Raw genomic sequence first — 14,474 nt, 5'->3', positions numbered from 1 at the left:
GCGCATCAACAATGAGGATGACTACGCTCTGAAACCCCTTGAGTTTTACCGGCAGGCTTTCAAGGCGATGGGCACGCCTTGCGAGATGCAGTTTTTCGCAGAGTCCGGTGCGGCCGCAAGGTACGCCGCCGAGGCCACGATTGCCGATATTGCGCGTCTGGAAGCGCGCTATTCGCGCTATCGCGGCGACAGTTTTCTATCCGAAATCAATCGTGTCGCGGCGGCGGGCGGCCGCATCACGGTGGACGATGAAACTGCTAGCCTGTTGAATTATGCCTCAACCTGCCACGAGCAGAGCGGCGGGCTCTTCGATATTACCTCGGGAATTCTGCGGCGCGCCTGGCGCTTTGACAGCGCAGCCCTGCCGGATCAAGGCATGATCGACGAACTGCTCGCCAAGGTCGGTTGGGATAAAGTCGTCTGGAGGCCCCCGGTTCTCGAGTTTCCGCTGCCCGGCATCGAGATCGATTTCGGCGGCGTGGTGAAGGAATACGCGGCCGACCGCGCCGCCGGCCTGTGCTGGTCGGCCGGCATCCGGCACGGCATGATCAATCTGGGCGGCGACATCAAATTGATTGGCCCGCGCGCTGACGACAGCCCCTGGCGGATCGGCATTCGCGATCCGCGGCAAAAAAGCGCATTGTTGGACACGGTCGAGTTGGCTCAGGGCGCGATAGCCAGCAGCGGCGATTATGAACGCTGTCTGACGATCGGCAATGTGCGCTATGGGCATATTTTGAATCCGCGAACCGGCTGGCCGGTCAACCGTCTGGCCTCGGTCAGCGTGATCGCCGATTTCTGCGTGGTGGCCGGCAGCGCGTCGACCATTGCGATGCTGAAAGAGGAAGAAGGACCGTCCTGGTTAGAGTCGCTCGCACTGCCGCATCTTTGGGTCGATGTGAACGGCGAGACGGGCGGAACCTTGCTGAATGCCGAGGCTCGCTTTTAAAAGCTTTAGGAATCTGAAATGGCAAACAACGTTTTTAACGCACTCGAACGCACCGGCCTGTATCTGACCGTGTTCCTGACAGGCGCTTCGGTGATGGTAATCGAGCTTTTAGGCACCCGGATGATCGCGCCGTTTTACGGAGCGAGCCTGTATGTTTGGTCGTCGCTGATTTCGGTCACGATGATGGCGCTGGCGATCGGTTATTTTATCGGCGGGCGCTGGGCCGACCGGGCGAAGCGCGCCGGCTTGTCGCTGATCATTGCGTTGGCTGCGGTGCTGACCTTGCTGATACCAGGGCTGGCCCGGCCGGTGCTGTTGGCGACCGATCCGTTGGGACTTCGCCTCGGCGCGCTGGTGAGCGCCTTGGTGTTGTTTTTGCCGAGTTTGACGATGCTGGGCATGGTGGGGCCGTTCGCGATCAAACTCGCGACGCCGCGTCTGGACGGCGTGGGCTCGAGCGCGGGATCTATCTATGCGGTCAGCACCCTCGGCAGCGTCGCCGGGACGCTGTTTCTCGGCTTCTATCTGTTTCCGTTGCTGGGGGCGCGCGAAATCTTCATCGGCGCCGGTGTGTTTCTGTTGCTGCTGTCGGTGTTGATCGCGGTATTCGAGCAGAAGCGCCTGGCGATGAATTCGGCGATTATTTGCAGCGTGTCCCTATTGATCATAGGCCTCGGCCTGTTGCCCAAAATCGTCGATGCGGGGCATTTGCCGCATCCCGGCGATAAATTCAAAGTGTTATCCGAAGAAGAGAGTTTATATGGCTGGGTGCGAGTGATCGACCAGCCGGCGCGGAATTTGCGCATGCTGACTTCCGATGCGTCGATGATCGGCGCGGCCGGCATCAGCGACGGCGGCAACCGGCTCAGCTATCAGGATATCGTCGGCTTGATTCCGGCGCTCAGGCCGGGCATGAAGCGTGCGTTGATCGTGGGGCTCGGGGCCGGCAAAATGGTCGAAGTATTGCGTGATCGCTACGGTATCGATACCGATACGTTGGAGATCGATCCTGCGGTCGCGGCGGCGGCAAGCCGTTATTTCGATTTCAATCCGGCCGGAAAAAACATCATCGGCGATGCACGCTATGAAATCCGCCATCTCCAAGGTCCCTACGATCTGATCATCCATGACTGTTTTACCGGCGGTTCGGAACCCTCGCACCTGTTGACGGTCGAGACCTTGCGGCAGTTGAAGGGACTGTTGTCCGAACGGGGCATCCTGGCGGTCAATTTTGTCAGTTTTGCGGAAGGGCAGGATAACCGGGCGCTGCCTTCGGTCGCCAAAACAGTCGATCAGGTATTCCCGCATCAGTCCTTGTTCATCTCGGAGCCGGGCAAGGATTTCAATGATTTCATCTTTCTGGCGGCATCCCAGCCTATCGACCTCGAAGCCAAATCGCTGTTCGCCGACCAGATCGACTGGCTCAAGCAACGGGTATTTCAGGTCGATAAAACGCGCGGCGTGCTGCTGACCGACAATCTGAATCCCCTCGAATACCTGCAAGTCAAAAAATCCGAGCACTACCGCAGCGTGCTGGTCGATTGGTTCGGAGGAGATTTACTGGTGCGTTGATTCAATTCCGCCAAAAGACGCGCCGCATCAACCTTTTACCGAATCCCGGTATGGTCGTGGCCGAGTTTATAGTACAATTCCATCTTTATACCGGGTTGCTGAGTACAGGGCTGCGCAAATCAAAATGCCGGCAGCGTATGTTCCAGCAAATTGGCGGCGGTTGTCGCCATGCCGGACCCGACGGCCGAATTTTACGAATAAACAATCACTAAGCACATTTTGGAGTATCGGAAATGACGATGGACGATAGAGACGGCTATATCTGGCTGGATGGAAAATGGGTTGACTGGCGCGATGCGAAAACTCACGTCCTGACCCACACGCTGCATTACGGCGGCGGCGTGTTTGAAGGCCTGCGCGCCTATCACGCCGAAAAAGGCACTGCCATCTTCAAAATGAAGGAGCATACCGACCGCCTGTTCCGTTCCGCGCACATCATGAACATGCCGATGCCGTTCAGCAAGGACGAAATTAACGAGGCGCAACGCGACGCGATAGTAAAGAACAATCTCGACAGCGCTTACATCCGTACAATGTGTTTCTACGGCTCCGAAGGCATGGGCCTGCGCGCCGACAATCTGAAAGTACATGTGATGGTTGCTGCCTGGACCTGGGGCGCTTATCTGGGCGCGGACAACATGGAAAAAGGCATCCGGATCAGAACTTCGTCCTATACGCGCAATCATGTGAACAGCACGATGTGTAAGGCAAAGGCGAACGGCAACTATATCAATTCGCTGCTGGCCTTGCAGGAAGCCATCTCGACCGGCTATGACGAAGCCTTGCTTCTCGATCACGAAGGTTTCTGCGCCGAAGGCAGCGGCGAGAACCTGTTCGTGGTTCGTAACGGCAAACTCTATACGCCGGAAACGACTTCGGCGCTGGAAGGCATCACCCGCGACACGATCATGACGATCGCCGCCGAGCAGGGGCTCGAAGTAATCGTTAAACGCATCACACGCGATGAAGTGTATATCGCCGACGAAGCATTCTTTACCGGTTCCGCTGCCGAAGTCACGCCGATCCGCGAATATGACGGCCGCAAGATCGGCAACGGCGGCCGCGGCCCGATCACCGAGAAACTGCAAGCGTTGTATTTCGATTATGTCCACGGACGTAGGGACGACCATGCCGAATGGTTGGCCTATGCCGCGAAATAACCTTGGCCAGCAAGCAACGAGCGGCCGCCGGGAATAAGGTTCTGGTCGTCGGCCCGTCCTGGGTCGGCGACATGGTGATGGCGCAGAGCCTTTTTATCGCGCTGAAAGCGGGCGATCCTGCCCGCCGAATCGACGTGCTGGCCCCAGCCTGGACCTTTCCGCTTCTGGAGAGGATGCCGGAGGTGACAAGCTCGATTGCGATGCCGCTGACGCACGGTCAATTCGGGTTGGCCGAGCGTATCAAGCTGGGCAGGCAATTGCGAAGCGAGGCCTATACCTGGGCGATCGTTTTACCTAATTCCTGGAAATCTGCGCTCGTTCCTTTCTTTGCGAACATTCCGCTCCGCACCGGATATATCGGCGAATGCCGCTGGGGGCTACTGAATGACGCCCGGAATCTCGATAAACGGCAATTGCCGATGACCGTGCAGCGCTTCGTTGCATTAGGTTTGCCGAAAAACGCAGGACAACCTCCCGCTTACCCGATTCCCAGCATTCCGACCGATCCGGCGCGGCAAGCGGCGGTCGTTGAAAAATTTCAAATCAAAGCCGGCGGCAACATTTTGGCCTTGTGCCCGGGCGCCGAATATGGCCCGGCCAAACGCTGGCCGACCGAGCATTTTGCCGAACTGGCCCGGAAAAAAATTGCCGATGGCTGGCAGGTCTGGTTGTTCGGTTCGGAGAAGGATAGGGCGGTTACCGAGGAAATTAATCAACAGACCGGCGGAATATGCGTCGATTTTGCAGGACGCACGAAACTTGATCAAGCAGTCGATCTGCTGTCGCTGGCCACGGCGGTGGTCAGCAACGATTCCGGGCTCATGCATCTGGCGGCCGCGCTCGATAAACCGCTGGTCGCGATCTACGGCTCGTCCGACCCCGGATTTACGCCGCCCTTGCACGCCAAGGCCCAGGTCGTTTCGTTACATCTCGATTGCGCGCCCTGCTTCAAGCGCACCTGTCCGCTATATCCGGAAGATCATCCGGATCATACCCGCTGTCTGACCGGCATCAGTCCGTCGCGAATTTTAGCGTTGTTGCCCGAGTAACTCCACAATGCGAATTGCGATCGTCAAACTCTCCGCGCTCGGAGACATCGTGCATGCGATGGTGGCGCTGCAATTCATCAAGCAGCAGTTCCCTGAGTGTCAAATCGACTGGATCGTTGAAGAACGCTTTGCGGGGATCCTGGCGCACAATCCCGATCTGAATCAGATACTGACCATCAGTTTGAAAGCGCTAAAAACCGACAAGTCGCGCTTCCTTGCCGAGTTCAAAAAAATCCGCTCTTTTGCAAATCGGCAATATGACTTGGTGATCGATGCGCAAGGACTGATCAAATCGGCCGTCGTCGCCCGATTGATCGGCAAAAAAATCGCCGGTTTCGATGCCGAGTCGATACGCGAAAAAGCTGCATCCTGGTTTTATGATCAAAAAATCCATTGCGCCTACGATGCGAATACGATCGACCGCAATGCTTCGGTGCTGTCCCAGTCGTTGGGATTTGCGATCAGCCGCGAGCAAATCCTGGCTAAAAAACCGTTTCTGTTTTATCACGACGCATCGCCATGCCTTGACGATTATTTGCGGCAAGACCGAAAGAACATCGTGCTGGTGACCGGTTCGACCTGGGAAAGCCGGAACTACCCCGCCGAAAAAGTTGTGAGGGTTGCCGATGCATTGAAACAAAACTGCCTAGCCGTTTGGGGCGGCGAGCAGGAAAAAGTGCGCGCCGAGTGGATGGCGGCGCAGAGCAAGCATATCAAAGCGATGCCCAAACTCGATTTGAACAGCCTGAAAGCCCTGATAGCTCGCGCCGATTTGCTGATCGGCAACGATACCGGGCCGACGCACATGGCCTGGGCGTTGAACAGGCCGTCGCTTACGATCTTCGGCCCGACGCCGGTCAGCCGGGTGTATCAGACCCACATCAATCGGGTCGTCAAGTCCGCTTCAAAGGTGAATCCGTTCAAATTGAACAAAAACGACTTTTCGATACGCGAGATCGATGAGCGGATCATCATCGAGCAGGCGGCTCTGTTGATCGGATAGCCGCAAGCGCTGTTTCAAGGGGCCAATTCGACCCGGATTTCTGTCGAGGCGGAGCGTCCTTCCGCATCGACAGCGCTGATCCGATAATCGCCGGGATGGCTGGGCAGCCAGGAATAGGCTTCCGAGGCGGCCGTTTTGGCGATGAAGCTTTGATTCGCGAACCAGTAGACGCTGGCACTCGCGGCCGTATTTGCTTTCAATGCCAAGGTTGACGGTTTGCCGAGGCGCAGCGCGTAGGTTCCGCCCTTCGTGGGCGAGACGATGCGCGGCGCATCGCCTAGATTCGCCGAATCGCGGTAGCAATCGGGCAACTGCGGGGGAGGGCGGCGCGGCATGCCGGCCTGTTCAAACAGGCGCAGCATCTCGCTGTCCCAAAATTCGACGATTTCGCGCCGGCTTGCCGGGGTGTTCGGGCAGACCACGCCGCCGGTTTGCGGGTCGAGATACACCGCGCGGTGCAATGTGCTGGTCTTGATCGGCGATTTGCCCGGAATGAACCAGGTTAAGGCGCGCACCGGGCAGTCTCTATTCGGCAAATCGCCGCTGGCCGCACAGACTTCGATTTGTGAGACCGTAGCCGGCTTGAATGCCGGAATCGGCTCGTTCAAACCGTTTAACAGGCGTTGCGCGCGCAGGCTGTCGATGATAGAAAAGAACAGCGGCGCGGCCGCCTTGCCGCCGATCAATGCAGGGTTCTTCGAGCCGTCGAAATTGCCGACCCAGACGGCCAGCACATGACGGCCGACGACGCCGACGCTCCAGGCGTCGCGAAAGCCCCACGAGGTGCCGGTTTTCCATGCCGTGTCGGGCTGGTCCGGACGCTTCGAATCGGGGCGCGGGTTATGCTTCAGCATATCGAGCGTGATATAGGCTGCGGCGCTGCTCAACAGCGGCAATGGGACGGCGTCGGTTTGCTTGCCGCAATAATCCAGTCTTCTCAACATACCTTGGTTGATCAGCAGCGCATAGAGCTCGGTCAGTTCTTCCATTGTTACTTCGCCGCCGCCGAGCGCCAACGACAGGCCGTAATGCGTTTCGCTCCGCAACCCCGCGAGCCCCGCGCGCTGCAAAAACTCATACAAGGTCGGCCCCGACAGTTTCGCGGAGACCCTGACGGCGGGTACATTGCGGGAGCGGATCAGGGCATCCTGCACCGCGACCGGTCCGATAAAGCGGCCGTCGAAATTTTCCGGGCTATATGGCCCGAAGGCTGTCGGCAGATCGGCCAGGATCGTGCGCGGATGCAAGAGGCCCTGGTCGAGCGCCAGGGCATAGACGAAAGGCTTCAGCGTCGAACCCGGGGAACGCTTCGCGAGCGTGCCGTTGACTTGGCCGTCTATAGCGGCGTTCCGGTAATCGGCCGAACCGACCATGGCGCGCACCTGCATCGCGTTCGTATCGATCAACAATGCGGCGGCATTTTGTATGCCTTTGTCGCGGTTGATCGCGAGGTAATGCTTGATCGAACGTTCGAGGCTTTTTTGCACGTTCAGATCGAGACTGCTTTGAATCGTTTCGATCCCGGGGCAGCGCTGCAATAACAAATCGGTCAGATGCGGCGCTTCGATGGTCAGGTCACTGCGGCCGTAAACGGGCAAGGGCAGGTCCAGATCGTTCGCATAACGGCGGTCTTCCGGAAATGCCGCGATCCAGCTTTGCCAAAGGCGCTGTCTGGCAGCTAGAAGCGCCTCCGGCAATGCGCTACGCGCCGGGACGCGGCGCGCCGGATTTTGCGGGATCACAGCCAGGGTCAGCGATTCGATCAAATTCAGTTCCGCCGCCGGTTTGTGAAAATAAATCCGGCTGGCCGCGCCGATGCCGACGATATTGCCGCCATAGGAAACCCCATTCAGATAGGCTTCGAGAATCTCATCCTTGCCGTAGCGAAGCTCGATCCATAACGCAAGCGCAATCTGGCTCAGTTTTCCCCAGTAGCTCCGACTGTCGATTCGGTATAGTTGGCGGGCGACCTGCATCGTGATCGTCGAGCCGCCCTGCCGGCCTACGCCCGTCAGGGTCGACCGGATCGCCCGTACCAAGGCCCAAGGATTGACGCCGGGATGCCGATAGAACCAGCGGTCTTCGTAAAGCAGGGCCGCGGCGCGCAGTGGTGCGGGGATTTGCTGGAGCGGCGCCCACAGTCGGAACTGGCCGTCGCTTGCCAACGTAAGACGCAACAGTTCGCCGTGCTTGGCATAAATCGCGGTCGATTTGGGATAATGGCTTGCGAGTGTGCTTTTGGGGAACAGTCTGAGCGCGGCAAGGGCAAGACAAACGGCCGCCAAGACGAGAGCGGTCCCACGAAGTAATCGGCGCTTTGTCAGGCTTTTCTGCTGGCGCTGGGCGTAATGTTTAAGGGACTTGAGCATGAATGATGATTTGCGCAGGCGAACGGTCTTCAAACGCTTGGGGCGGAGTTGCAAACTCAGTCCCGCTGAGGTCTTTTAGCCATCGGTCATGCTTAAATTCCGCTATTCACCCCGGATAGCGTGTAGCCCGGATGAAACGCAGTGGAATCCGGGATCATTGAAGTCCGCGCTTCCACGGAATCCGCGCTACGCTGCATCCGGGCTACTGGTGCCGGACGGGATATACACCCCGTCCGTAATATTTATGGGACTTGAGCATGCAGTAAGCAATCATAATCAACATATGCTTAAATCACTTGTTTCCCTTATCCTCAACATGCACCGTGCTCGCCCCCGAATGCGCCCTTAAGGTCGGCACATACATCGCCTCTGCATAAACCGGCGGCACGTTGAATACACCGGCCGCTGTCGCCTTGGCCCGGTAACGGTATTCGGCCATATCCTTGTTGAATGTGCCGTACAACAGCACCCGGTCCTCGCGCACGTCCATATAATCCGCCATCCAATTGCCGCCGGTTTTCAGCCGGTCTTGCCAGCGCGCGAAATTTTCCTCGCTCTCGCTATCCTCAGCGGAATTTTCTTCGGGCTCCGCCTGATCCTTCGCGGCTGGATTTTGCAGCACCGCTTCAAAACCGCCGGGCAGCAGATCGACGATCGCGACATTGGGGATGTAGTCGCGGTCGATCGCCCGCGCCCGGATCGATACCGTCACTTCCGCGCCCAACGGGATCTTGTCGAGCGGCTTGCCGTTGTCGTCTAGGTAGCTCCGAATGATTTCGAGGCCGTCGCGCACCTCGGTGCCGGACGGTTGCAAGTCGAAGCCCGACTCGGAAACCGCATAGTACAGCGGAAGACTGCCGTCGCCGGCGAATTCGAGCGCGGTCGTACCGAGCGGGAACGGCGCGCGCGGGGCGAAGTTTTGCGGCAGCGTCAGGGTTTGGCGCTGGCCTGCGCCGTCTATCGCGGTAATCGACAGTTTCTGCGCGATCTCGGGTGGCAGTATGTCCAGATAGGCGTCGAATGCGAGCAGCAGATAAGCAGAGGACAGCGTGTTGTAGCGGTTTTCCCGCATCTGCTTGCCGATCGCCTCGAACAGCGAGGTCGGCATTTTTTTGAGCCGGTCAGGGAAGTGCTTTGCCAGCACATAGAGCGTCTGCCCTTGATGAATCAGCGGATCGTAATAATCGTTGAAGGTGAATTCACCCGCGAATTTACCCAGTTTTTCGGCGGGGGCCTTGATCAGCTCATCGGCGACGGCCGGCTGCTGCAATAGCTTGTAGCTGGCCGCGAGATAGACCGCGACCAAGTCGTTTTGCCAATTCTCCTCCTTATAATTCGCGCGCAGCGCCTCCCGAATCCCGGTCAACGCGGCGGTCGTGACAGTACCTTGACGGGTCAGCAAATAGGCGGCATAGGCGCGCGTGCGCAGAACATACAGATTTTCCGACGAACTGGCCGACAGGGTTTGCAGATAACTCAAGCCATGTTGCAGCATGTCGGCAGGGACCGGGAAGCCGTTCGCGGAGGCTTCCAGTAGCATGTGGATCGCATAGACCGAGGCGAATTCATGCGCCTCGGGCGATGCGGTCCACAGGCCGAAGCCGCCTTCGCTGTTTTGCCGCGTGCGCAGTACCGAAAACAGCTGTAATAAATCCATGCCGCTACTTCCGAGCTCCGGTTTCTCGGCAAACTCGGGGTGTTTGTGCAGCACGATGCTGGGCATTGCCATGCTGGTCAATTGTTCGGTGCAGTAATGGCTGAAGTTGTCCAGATAAGCGATTAGCCCAGGCATCGCGACCAATGGCAGCACCGACAGCCCGGCGCTGACCCGGCGGTATTCGGGGTACATCTGGCGCAGGTCTTTGACTTCCTGTTTGCCTTTGAAGGTGCCGAGCCGCAAGTTCGCCATTTTCGGCACGGCCGGACGCAGGCTCAGATGGCTGCTCAATTTGGCCGACTTGCCGCCGCTGGCTGCGGTAAAGCGCAATTCCGCATCGCCCAAAACCGCCTTGTTGCCCGCCTCGGCTTGCAAGGTGAAGGTCGCGGCGCCTTCATGGCCTTCAGCGATCGCGAGGGTCTGTTCGGCGTCGCCCTTGACCTGCAATTGCGGGGGCAGGGTGATCGTGACTTTGACCTCCGCTTTCGCGCCACTGCCCTCGACGTGATTCGCGATGCCGGTGCTGACCATGAACTCGTCGCCCGGCGCGACCATCGACGGCACGTTCGGGGTGATGATCAGGTCGCCGCGCACCTTGGTTTGGCCGATGATGCTGGCGATTTTCAGATCGCTGACCGCGACCGCGAAAATCTTCAACGCGCCGTTGAAGGTCTCGGGTACCTCATAAGTGAATTCCTTGTCGCCGTCGATGTCGACGATACCGGACCAATACACGGCCGGTTTATCGCGTTTGCGTTTGAACGGGTTCAGGTAGGAGGCGGCTTCGTCTTCCTCGCCGTCGCCGCCCGGTGCGGAGACGTGCAGCATTTTGGTGAATTCAGGCAGTATCAGGTCGAGGATCTGCGCGGTGTCGACTTCGAGCATGCGCTTGCGGAAAAAATGGCCGAGCGGATCGGGCGCCTTGTAGCGCGCAACCTGCAGGATGCCTTCATCGACCGCGAACACGACGACCCGTGCCGGGCCGCCGCTGGTCAGTTTGATCGGCAGGGTCTCGCCGGGCTTGATCTTTTCCGGCGTGGTGATCGTCAACGGCTGCGTCTGCGCGCTCAGGCTGACCTTGAACGGCGCGACGCCGAAGGACAAGGGACTCATGAAAATCTCGTCGGAACCCGGATCGCGGATGAATTGCACCGACACATAGCCATTGCCGGTCAGCTCTTTCGGCACGGTAATCGTCTGCACGCTCGACTGCGCGTCGGCGTGGAACCAGGCGCTCGCATAGACCTTGTCGCGTTCGATGGTGATCAGGCCCGAGCCGGTATACGGCGCGCGGATATTGATCTTGATCGTTTCGCCGGGCTCGTAGCTGGGCTTGTCGAGCGTCAGTTGCAGTTCCGCATTGCGGTCCAGGGTTCTGGACACGTTGCCGACCCCCGCGACGCTGTAGGCGATCTTGGTCAGCACTACGCCTTCGGCATTACGCACCTGGTAGACGTAATCACCCGGCGTCTTGCTGTCGAGCGTCAGCGCATGGCCCTCCTTCGGCAGGGTCAGCGGGATCTTGTTCAGGCCGATTTCCTTGATACGCGACTCGTAACGGTAGGTGCCGTCCTGCTGGCGTATCAATACCGACAATGCCTTGCGCTCGATCAGTTCGAGCGTCAGATTGTCGACAGCGGTCTTTTGCAGACTCGGATCGATCGCGATCAGTTCGACGTTGCGCTTCGCGTCGCGGGCGACATAAGCGAGTTCGCCGTCGGTCTTGTAGCCGATCAGATAGGGCAGGTCGGAGACCAGGATGTCAGCCTCGGCCGCGACGCTGCGTCCGCCTTTCGCCTCGAATGCGCGCGCCAATAGATGCAGCTTGTAGGTCGCCTTCGCGTATTTTTCGAGGCCGAGGTTGAAGATCGCATCGCCGTTCTGGTCGGTCTGGGCCGGATTCAGGTCCTGATCATAGCCTTGTTCGGCAAAATGCGGATCGTGAAAGCGGTAATCCTTGTAGCGAGGGAATTCCGGGAGCCGCGGACTCAATGTCAGGCCGGCTTCGACGGTCCGGCCTTCCGCCGGCGCGCCATACAGATTCTGCACGTTCACTGTTGCCTGCAAATCCTGCGGATGCAGCCAGCCTTCCGCGGCCGGCTTCGAGAAACTGATCGACGCCTTCATCCGGTCGGGCAGGAATTCCTCGGCCTTGACCGATACCGAGCCGAGTTGTTTGTCTGTCTTGGCGTTCTTGATCGTATACAGATTGACCGTATAGATGCCGGTCGGCGAGCTTTCGAGCGTCTCGTGCGCGAGTTCGTTGAAGCCGCCCTGGCCGAGGTTCAGCTTGGCTTTTTTGACCACCAGGCCGCGCGGGTCGAGCACTTCGGCTTCCAGCGGCAAGCCGGCCAACGGCGTATCCCATTTTTCCGCCTTCACGATCATGCCGATATGGAAGGCGTCGCCTGGCCGGTAGATGCCGCGGTCCGAAAACAAATAGGCGCTGAGTTCGCCGGCGTCGGCCGCATTCGCCGCGCCGCCGATGTCGAAGCGCGAAAAATTCAGGTCGCGGTCGCCGCGGCCGAGCGGCAGAAAGCTCATGTCGCCCTGATCGGAAGCCAGATACAGGACCGGTTCACGCTCGCGCTCGAGGCCTGCCAGTTTCGCGAAGCGGACCTTGCCGTCGGCGTCGGTCCGGCCCTTCATCAACGTCAGGCCGTTCTTGCCGAGCACCGAGACCTCGACGCCTTCCTGCGGCTCGCCGCTTTCGATCGATTGCACGAACACGACCTGCGAGCCGTCGCGTTCGGTCTTCACGATCATGCCAAGGTCGGTCACCAATACCAGGCGTTTCTCTTCCGGCTGGCTGGAGTCGTCTGTCTCTTCTTCGCTGTCCTCGGAGTTGTCCGCTTGCTCCGATCCCTTCGTTTTATCCTCTTGGTCAGGATCGTAACCCTTCGCGGTCAGCAGGAAGATGCCGCGTTTCGGCTGGCCATCCGCATTGACTAGATAAGGTTTCAAATCGATCGGTTGGTAATGCGGCTTGCCCTGGGCGACTTCGGTCAACGGCAGCTTCAGTTCGAAACGCTCGGTCAGATTGTCCGGGCCGACATCGCCGTGGAATTCGGGATGGGCGAAATCGCCGGAGGTCTGCGTGATCAGATGCTGCAGTTGATCCGGCAGCAGCCGGCCCAGTTCGACTTTCAAGCCCGGCACATCGCGCGTCATGACCGCGATCTTCTTTTCGCCGCTCAAGGTCAACAGCGAGCCTTCGCCCATCACGTGCAGTTCCTTCGGAAATTCGGGGACTGCTAGCGCCTGATGCACCGCTTTGGGCAGTTGGTAGCCGCCGAACGAGCGCAACTCCTTCGCGACCTTGACGTAAACATAGCGGCCGACGTCTGCTTCGAGGCGGAATGCATGCGTCGCGCCGTATTCGTTTTCGGCCGGGATCGGATGCAGATCGATACGTTCGGATTTTTTCAAGACCTCCGCGCTAACCAGCTCCGGATACCAGGCCGTCGGTTCGCCGAGCTCTTTTTCCGGGGTCTTAGGGTCATATTCGGGCAGCAGCCAGGCCTGAACCGCCTTGGCCATTTCCTGCTCATGAATCGGCACCGAGGTCGTCACGATCAAGATCTGTTCCTGTTGGCCGGACTGCAGGTTCGGCGCGGTCGCCAGCTGCATGTTTTCGATCAATTGTTCGTCGTACAAGCCCGGCACGCGCGTCTCGCTATGCAACTCGGACATGGTTTCCGCATTCGAGCCTTTGGCCTTGATTCCCGCCTTCAACAAAAACCGAACCTGCTGCGGATGTCTGGGAATCGCCAGCGAGCGACTGTGGATGAACGCGGTCAGGCCCAGTTTGTCGTAGCTGACCGTGAAGGGGATAGGTTCGGGTTTGACGTCGGGCTCTTGTGTACTGATCAACGTCATCTCGACCGCTTTTTCGAGCGCGGCGGCATCGACCGGATGGCTGAAGCGGACCTGGAAAATGGCTTTCTTCAACGCCGGATCGAGCGGGTCCTGGTAAAATTCGGACTTGTCGAGCGTGGCGATGAAGGCCGGCGCAGCGAACTCGAATTCATCGCGCGCGAGCCGAATCTGCTCCGCGACCAGATTTTTTTCGAAGCTAACTGCAAATTTTTGCCCGACCGGCCAGTCCTTGTCGGGCTGCAATTCCAGCCGCCGGTCGTCCAGCCAGCGCCATTTGCCAGCCACCGCGGGTTTGATCGAGATGCCTTCGTTGATCGACTTGCCGGCCAGCTTCAATGGCGCGACCGAACCCGAGAACGCAATCACCAACGGATTCGGTTTGGCGTTCTTCTCTTCTATCTTCATCCGCTCCGGCGCGGCGACCGAAAAATCGATCCGGGCCGGTTTCGGCCGTGTCTCCCACCAATGATAGCCGTACCAACTCGCGCCGCCGGCGGCCGTAGCCAAGACCAGCGCCAAAATGCTTTGCCAAAGATGATCTTTGAGATAGCGAAGGCGCGGTGTAAACCAGCCGCTTAATCTTTCGACCCATGCCGGCTTGTCCCAATGCCAGACGCCGAACAGCGTGTGCCAGCCCAGTAAAAAGAAGCGCCATAGCAAGGACAACACCCCAAACAATCTGGCCATCGATCAATTCTCCTGGAACGTGGGACCGCAACTAAAAAGCAACTGAGATTGTACGGCATTCATAATAGATGCAACAGATAGGCGCTGCCGACTTTTTTCGGGTCCCCGAAATTTTTCATTTTGCGCCCTTTCGTCGGCGCGAGGGGAGA

At 58.6% G+C, this 14,474-nt stretch carries 7 protein-coding genes; 5 read left to right on the top strand and 2 right to left on the bottom strand.

What is annotated here, in order from left to right; all coding sequences use genetic code 11:
* The first annotated feature begins 67 nt into the window (after window positions 1–67).
* The 5 genes from U2W12_RS07975 to waaC all read left to right on the top strand — a co-directional run bounded on the left by U2W12_RS07975 (window position 68) and on the right by waaC (window position 5,733).
* Window positions 68–949, top strand: a complete 882-nt coding sequence (locus U2W12_RS07975) for an FAD:protein FMN transferase (RefSeq protein WP_326500166.1) — start codon at window positions 68–70, stop codon at window positions 947–949.
* An 18-nt stretch (window positions 950–967) separates the two neighbouring features.
* Window positions 968–2,521 (top strand): fused MFS/spermidine synthase, encoded by a 1,554-nt coding sequence (locus U2W12_RS07970; protein ID WP_326500142.1) that lies wholly within the window; start codon window positions 968–970, stop codon window positions 2,519–2,521.
* Between the two features lie 233 nt (window positions 2,522–2,754).
* A complete protein-coding gene (locus U2W12_RS07965; RefSeq protein WP_326500141.1) occupies window positions 2,755–3,681 on the top strand; it encodes a branched-chain amino acid transaminase in 927 nt (308 codons plus the stop codon).
* A gap of 2 nt (window positions 3,682–3,683) precedes the next feature.
* Window positions 3,684–4,730, top strand: coding sequence for a lipopolysaccharide heptosyltransferase II (waaF, locus tag U2W12_RS07960; protein WP_326500140.1), 1,047 nt, complete (start codon window positions 3,684–3,686; stop codon window positions 4,728–4,730).
* 7 nt (window positions 4,731–4,737) lie between these two features.
* Window positions 4,738–5,733, top strand: a complete 996-nt coding sequence (gene waaC / locus U2W12_RS07955) for a lipopolysaccharide heptosyltransferase I (protein ID WP_326500139.1) — start codon at window positions 4,738–4,740, stop codon at window positions 5,731–5,733.
* Between the two features lie 14 nt (window positions 5,734–5,747).
* On the opposite strand, the gene pbpC is transcribed toward waaC, so the two are convergent.
* Together pbpC and U2W12_RS07945 are read right to left on the bottom strand one after the other, a co-directional pair.
* The gene (gene pbpC / locus U2W12_RS07950) at window positions 5,748–8,102 is read right to left on the bottom strand and encodes a penicillin-binding protein 1C (protein ID WP_326500138.1); all 2,355 of its coding nucleotides are present in this window, start codon (window positions 8,100–8,102) and stop codon (window positions 5,748–5,750) included.
* Between the two features lie 292 nt (window positions 8,103–8,394).
* The gene (locus U2W12_RS07945) at window positions 8,395–14,325 is read right to left on the bottom strand and encodes an alpha-2-macroglobulin (RefSeq protein WP_326500137.1); all 5,931 of its coding nucleotides are present in this window, start codon (window positions 14,323–14,325) and stop codon (window positions 8,395–8,397) included.
* Window positions 14,326–14,474 lie beyond the last annotated feature (149 nt).

The organism is Methylomicrobium sp. Wu6, from assembly GCF_035916875.1.
In the GTDB taxonomy this organism is placed as follows: domain Bacteria; phylum Pseudomonadota; class Gammaproteobacteria; order Methylococcales; family Methylomonadaceae; genus Methylomicrobium.
The sequence above is the reverse complement of the archived record's forward strand: the minus strand, read 5'-3'. Positions and strand labels throughout refer to the sequence as shown.

Excerpts from the sequence above, each read along its gene's own strand:
- U2W12_RS07975 (WP_326500166.1), top strand. The coding sequence starts at position 68 with ATGGGCACGCCTTGCGAGATGCAGTTTTTCGCAGAGTCCGGTGCGGCC.
- U2W12_RS07970 (WP_326500142.1), top strand. The coding sequence starts at position 968 with ATGGCAAACAACGTTTTTAACGCACTCGAACGCACCGGCCTGTATCTG.
- U2W12_RS07965 (WP_326500141.1), top strand. The coding sequence starts at position 2,755 with ATGACGATGGACGATAGAGACGGCTATATCTGGCTGGATGGAAAATGG.
- waaC (WP_326500139.1), top strand. The coding sequence starts at position 4,738 with ATGCGAATTGCGATCGTCAAACTCTCCGCGCTCGGAGACATCGTGCAT.
- pbpC (WP_326500138.1), bottom strand. The coding sequence starts at position 8,102 with ATGCTCAAGTCCCTTAAACATTACGCCCAGCGCCAGCAGAAAAGCCTG.
- U2W12_RS07945 (WP_326500137.1), bottom strand. The coding sequence starts at position 14,325 with ATGGCCAGATTGTTTGGGGTGTTGTCCTTGCTATGGCGCTTCTTTTTA.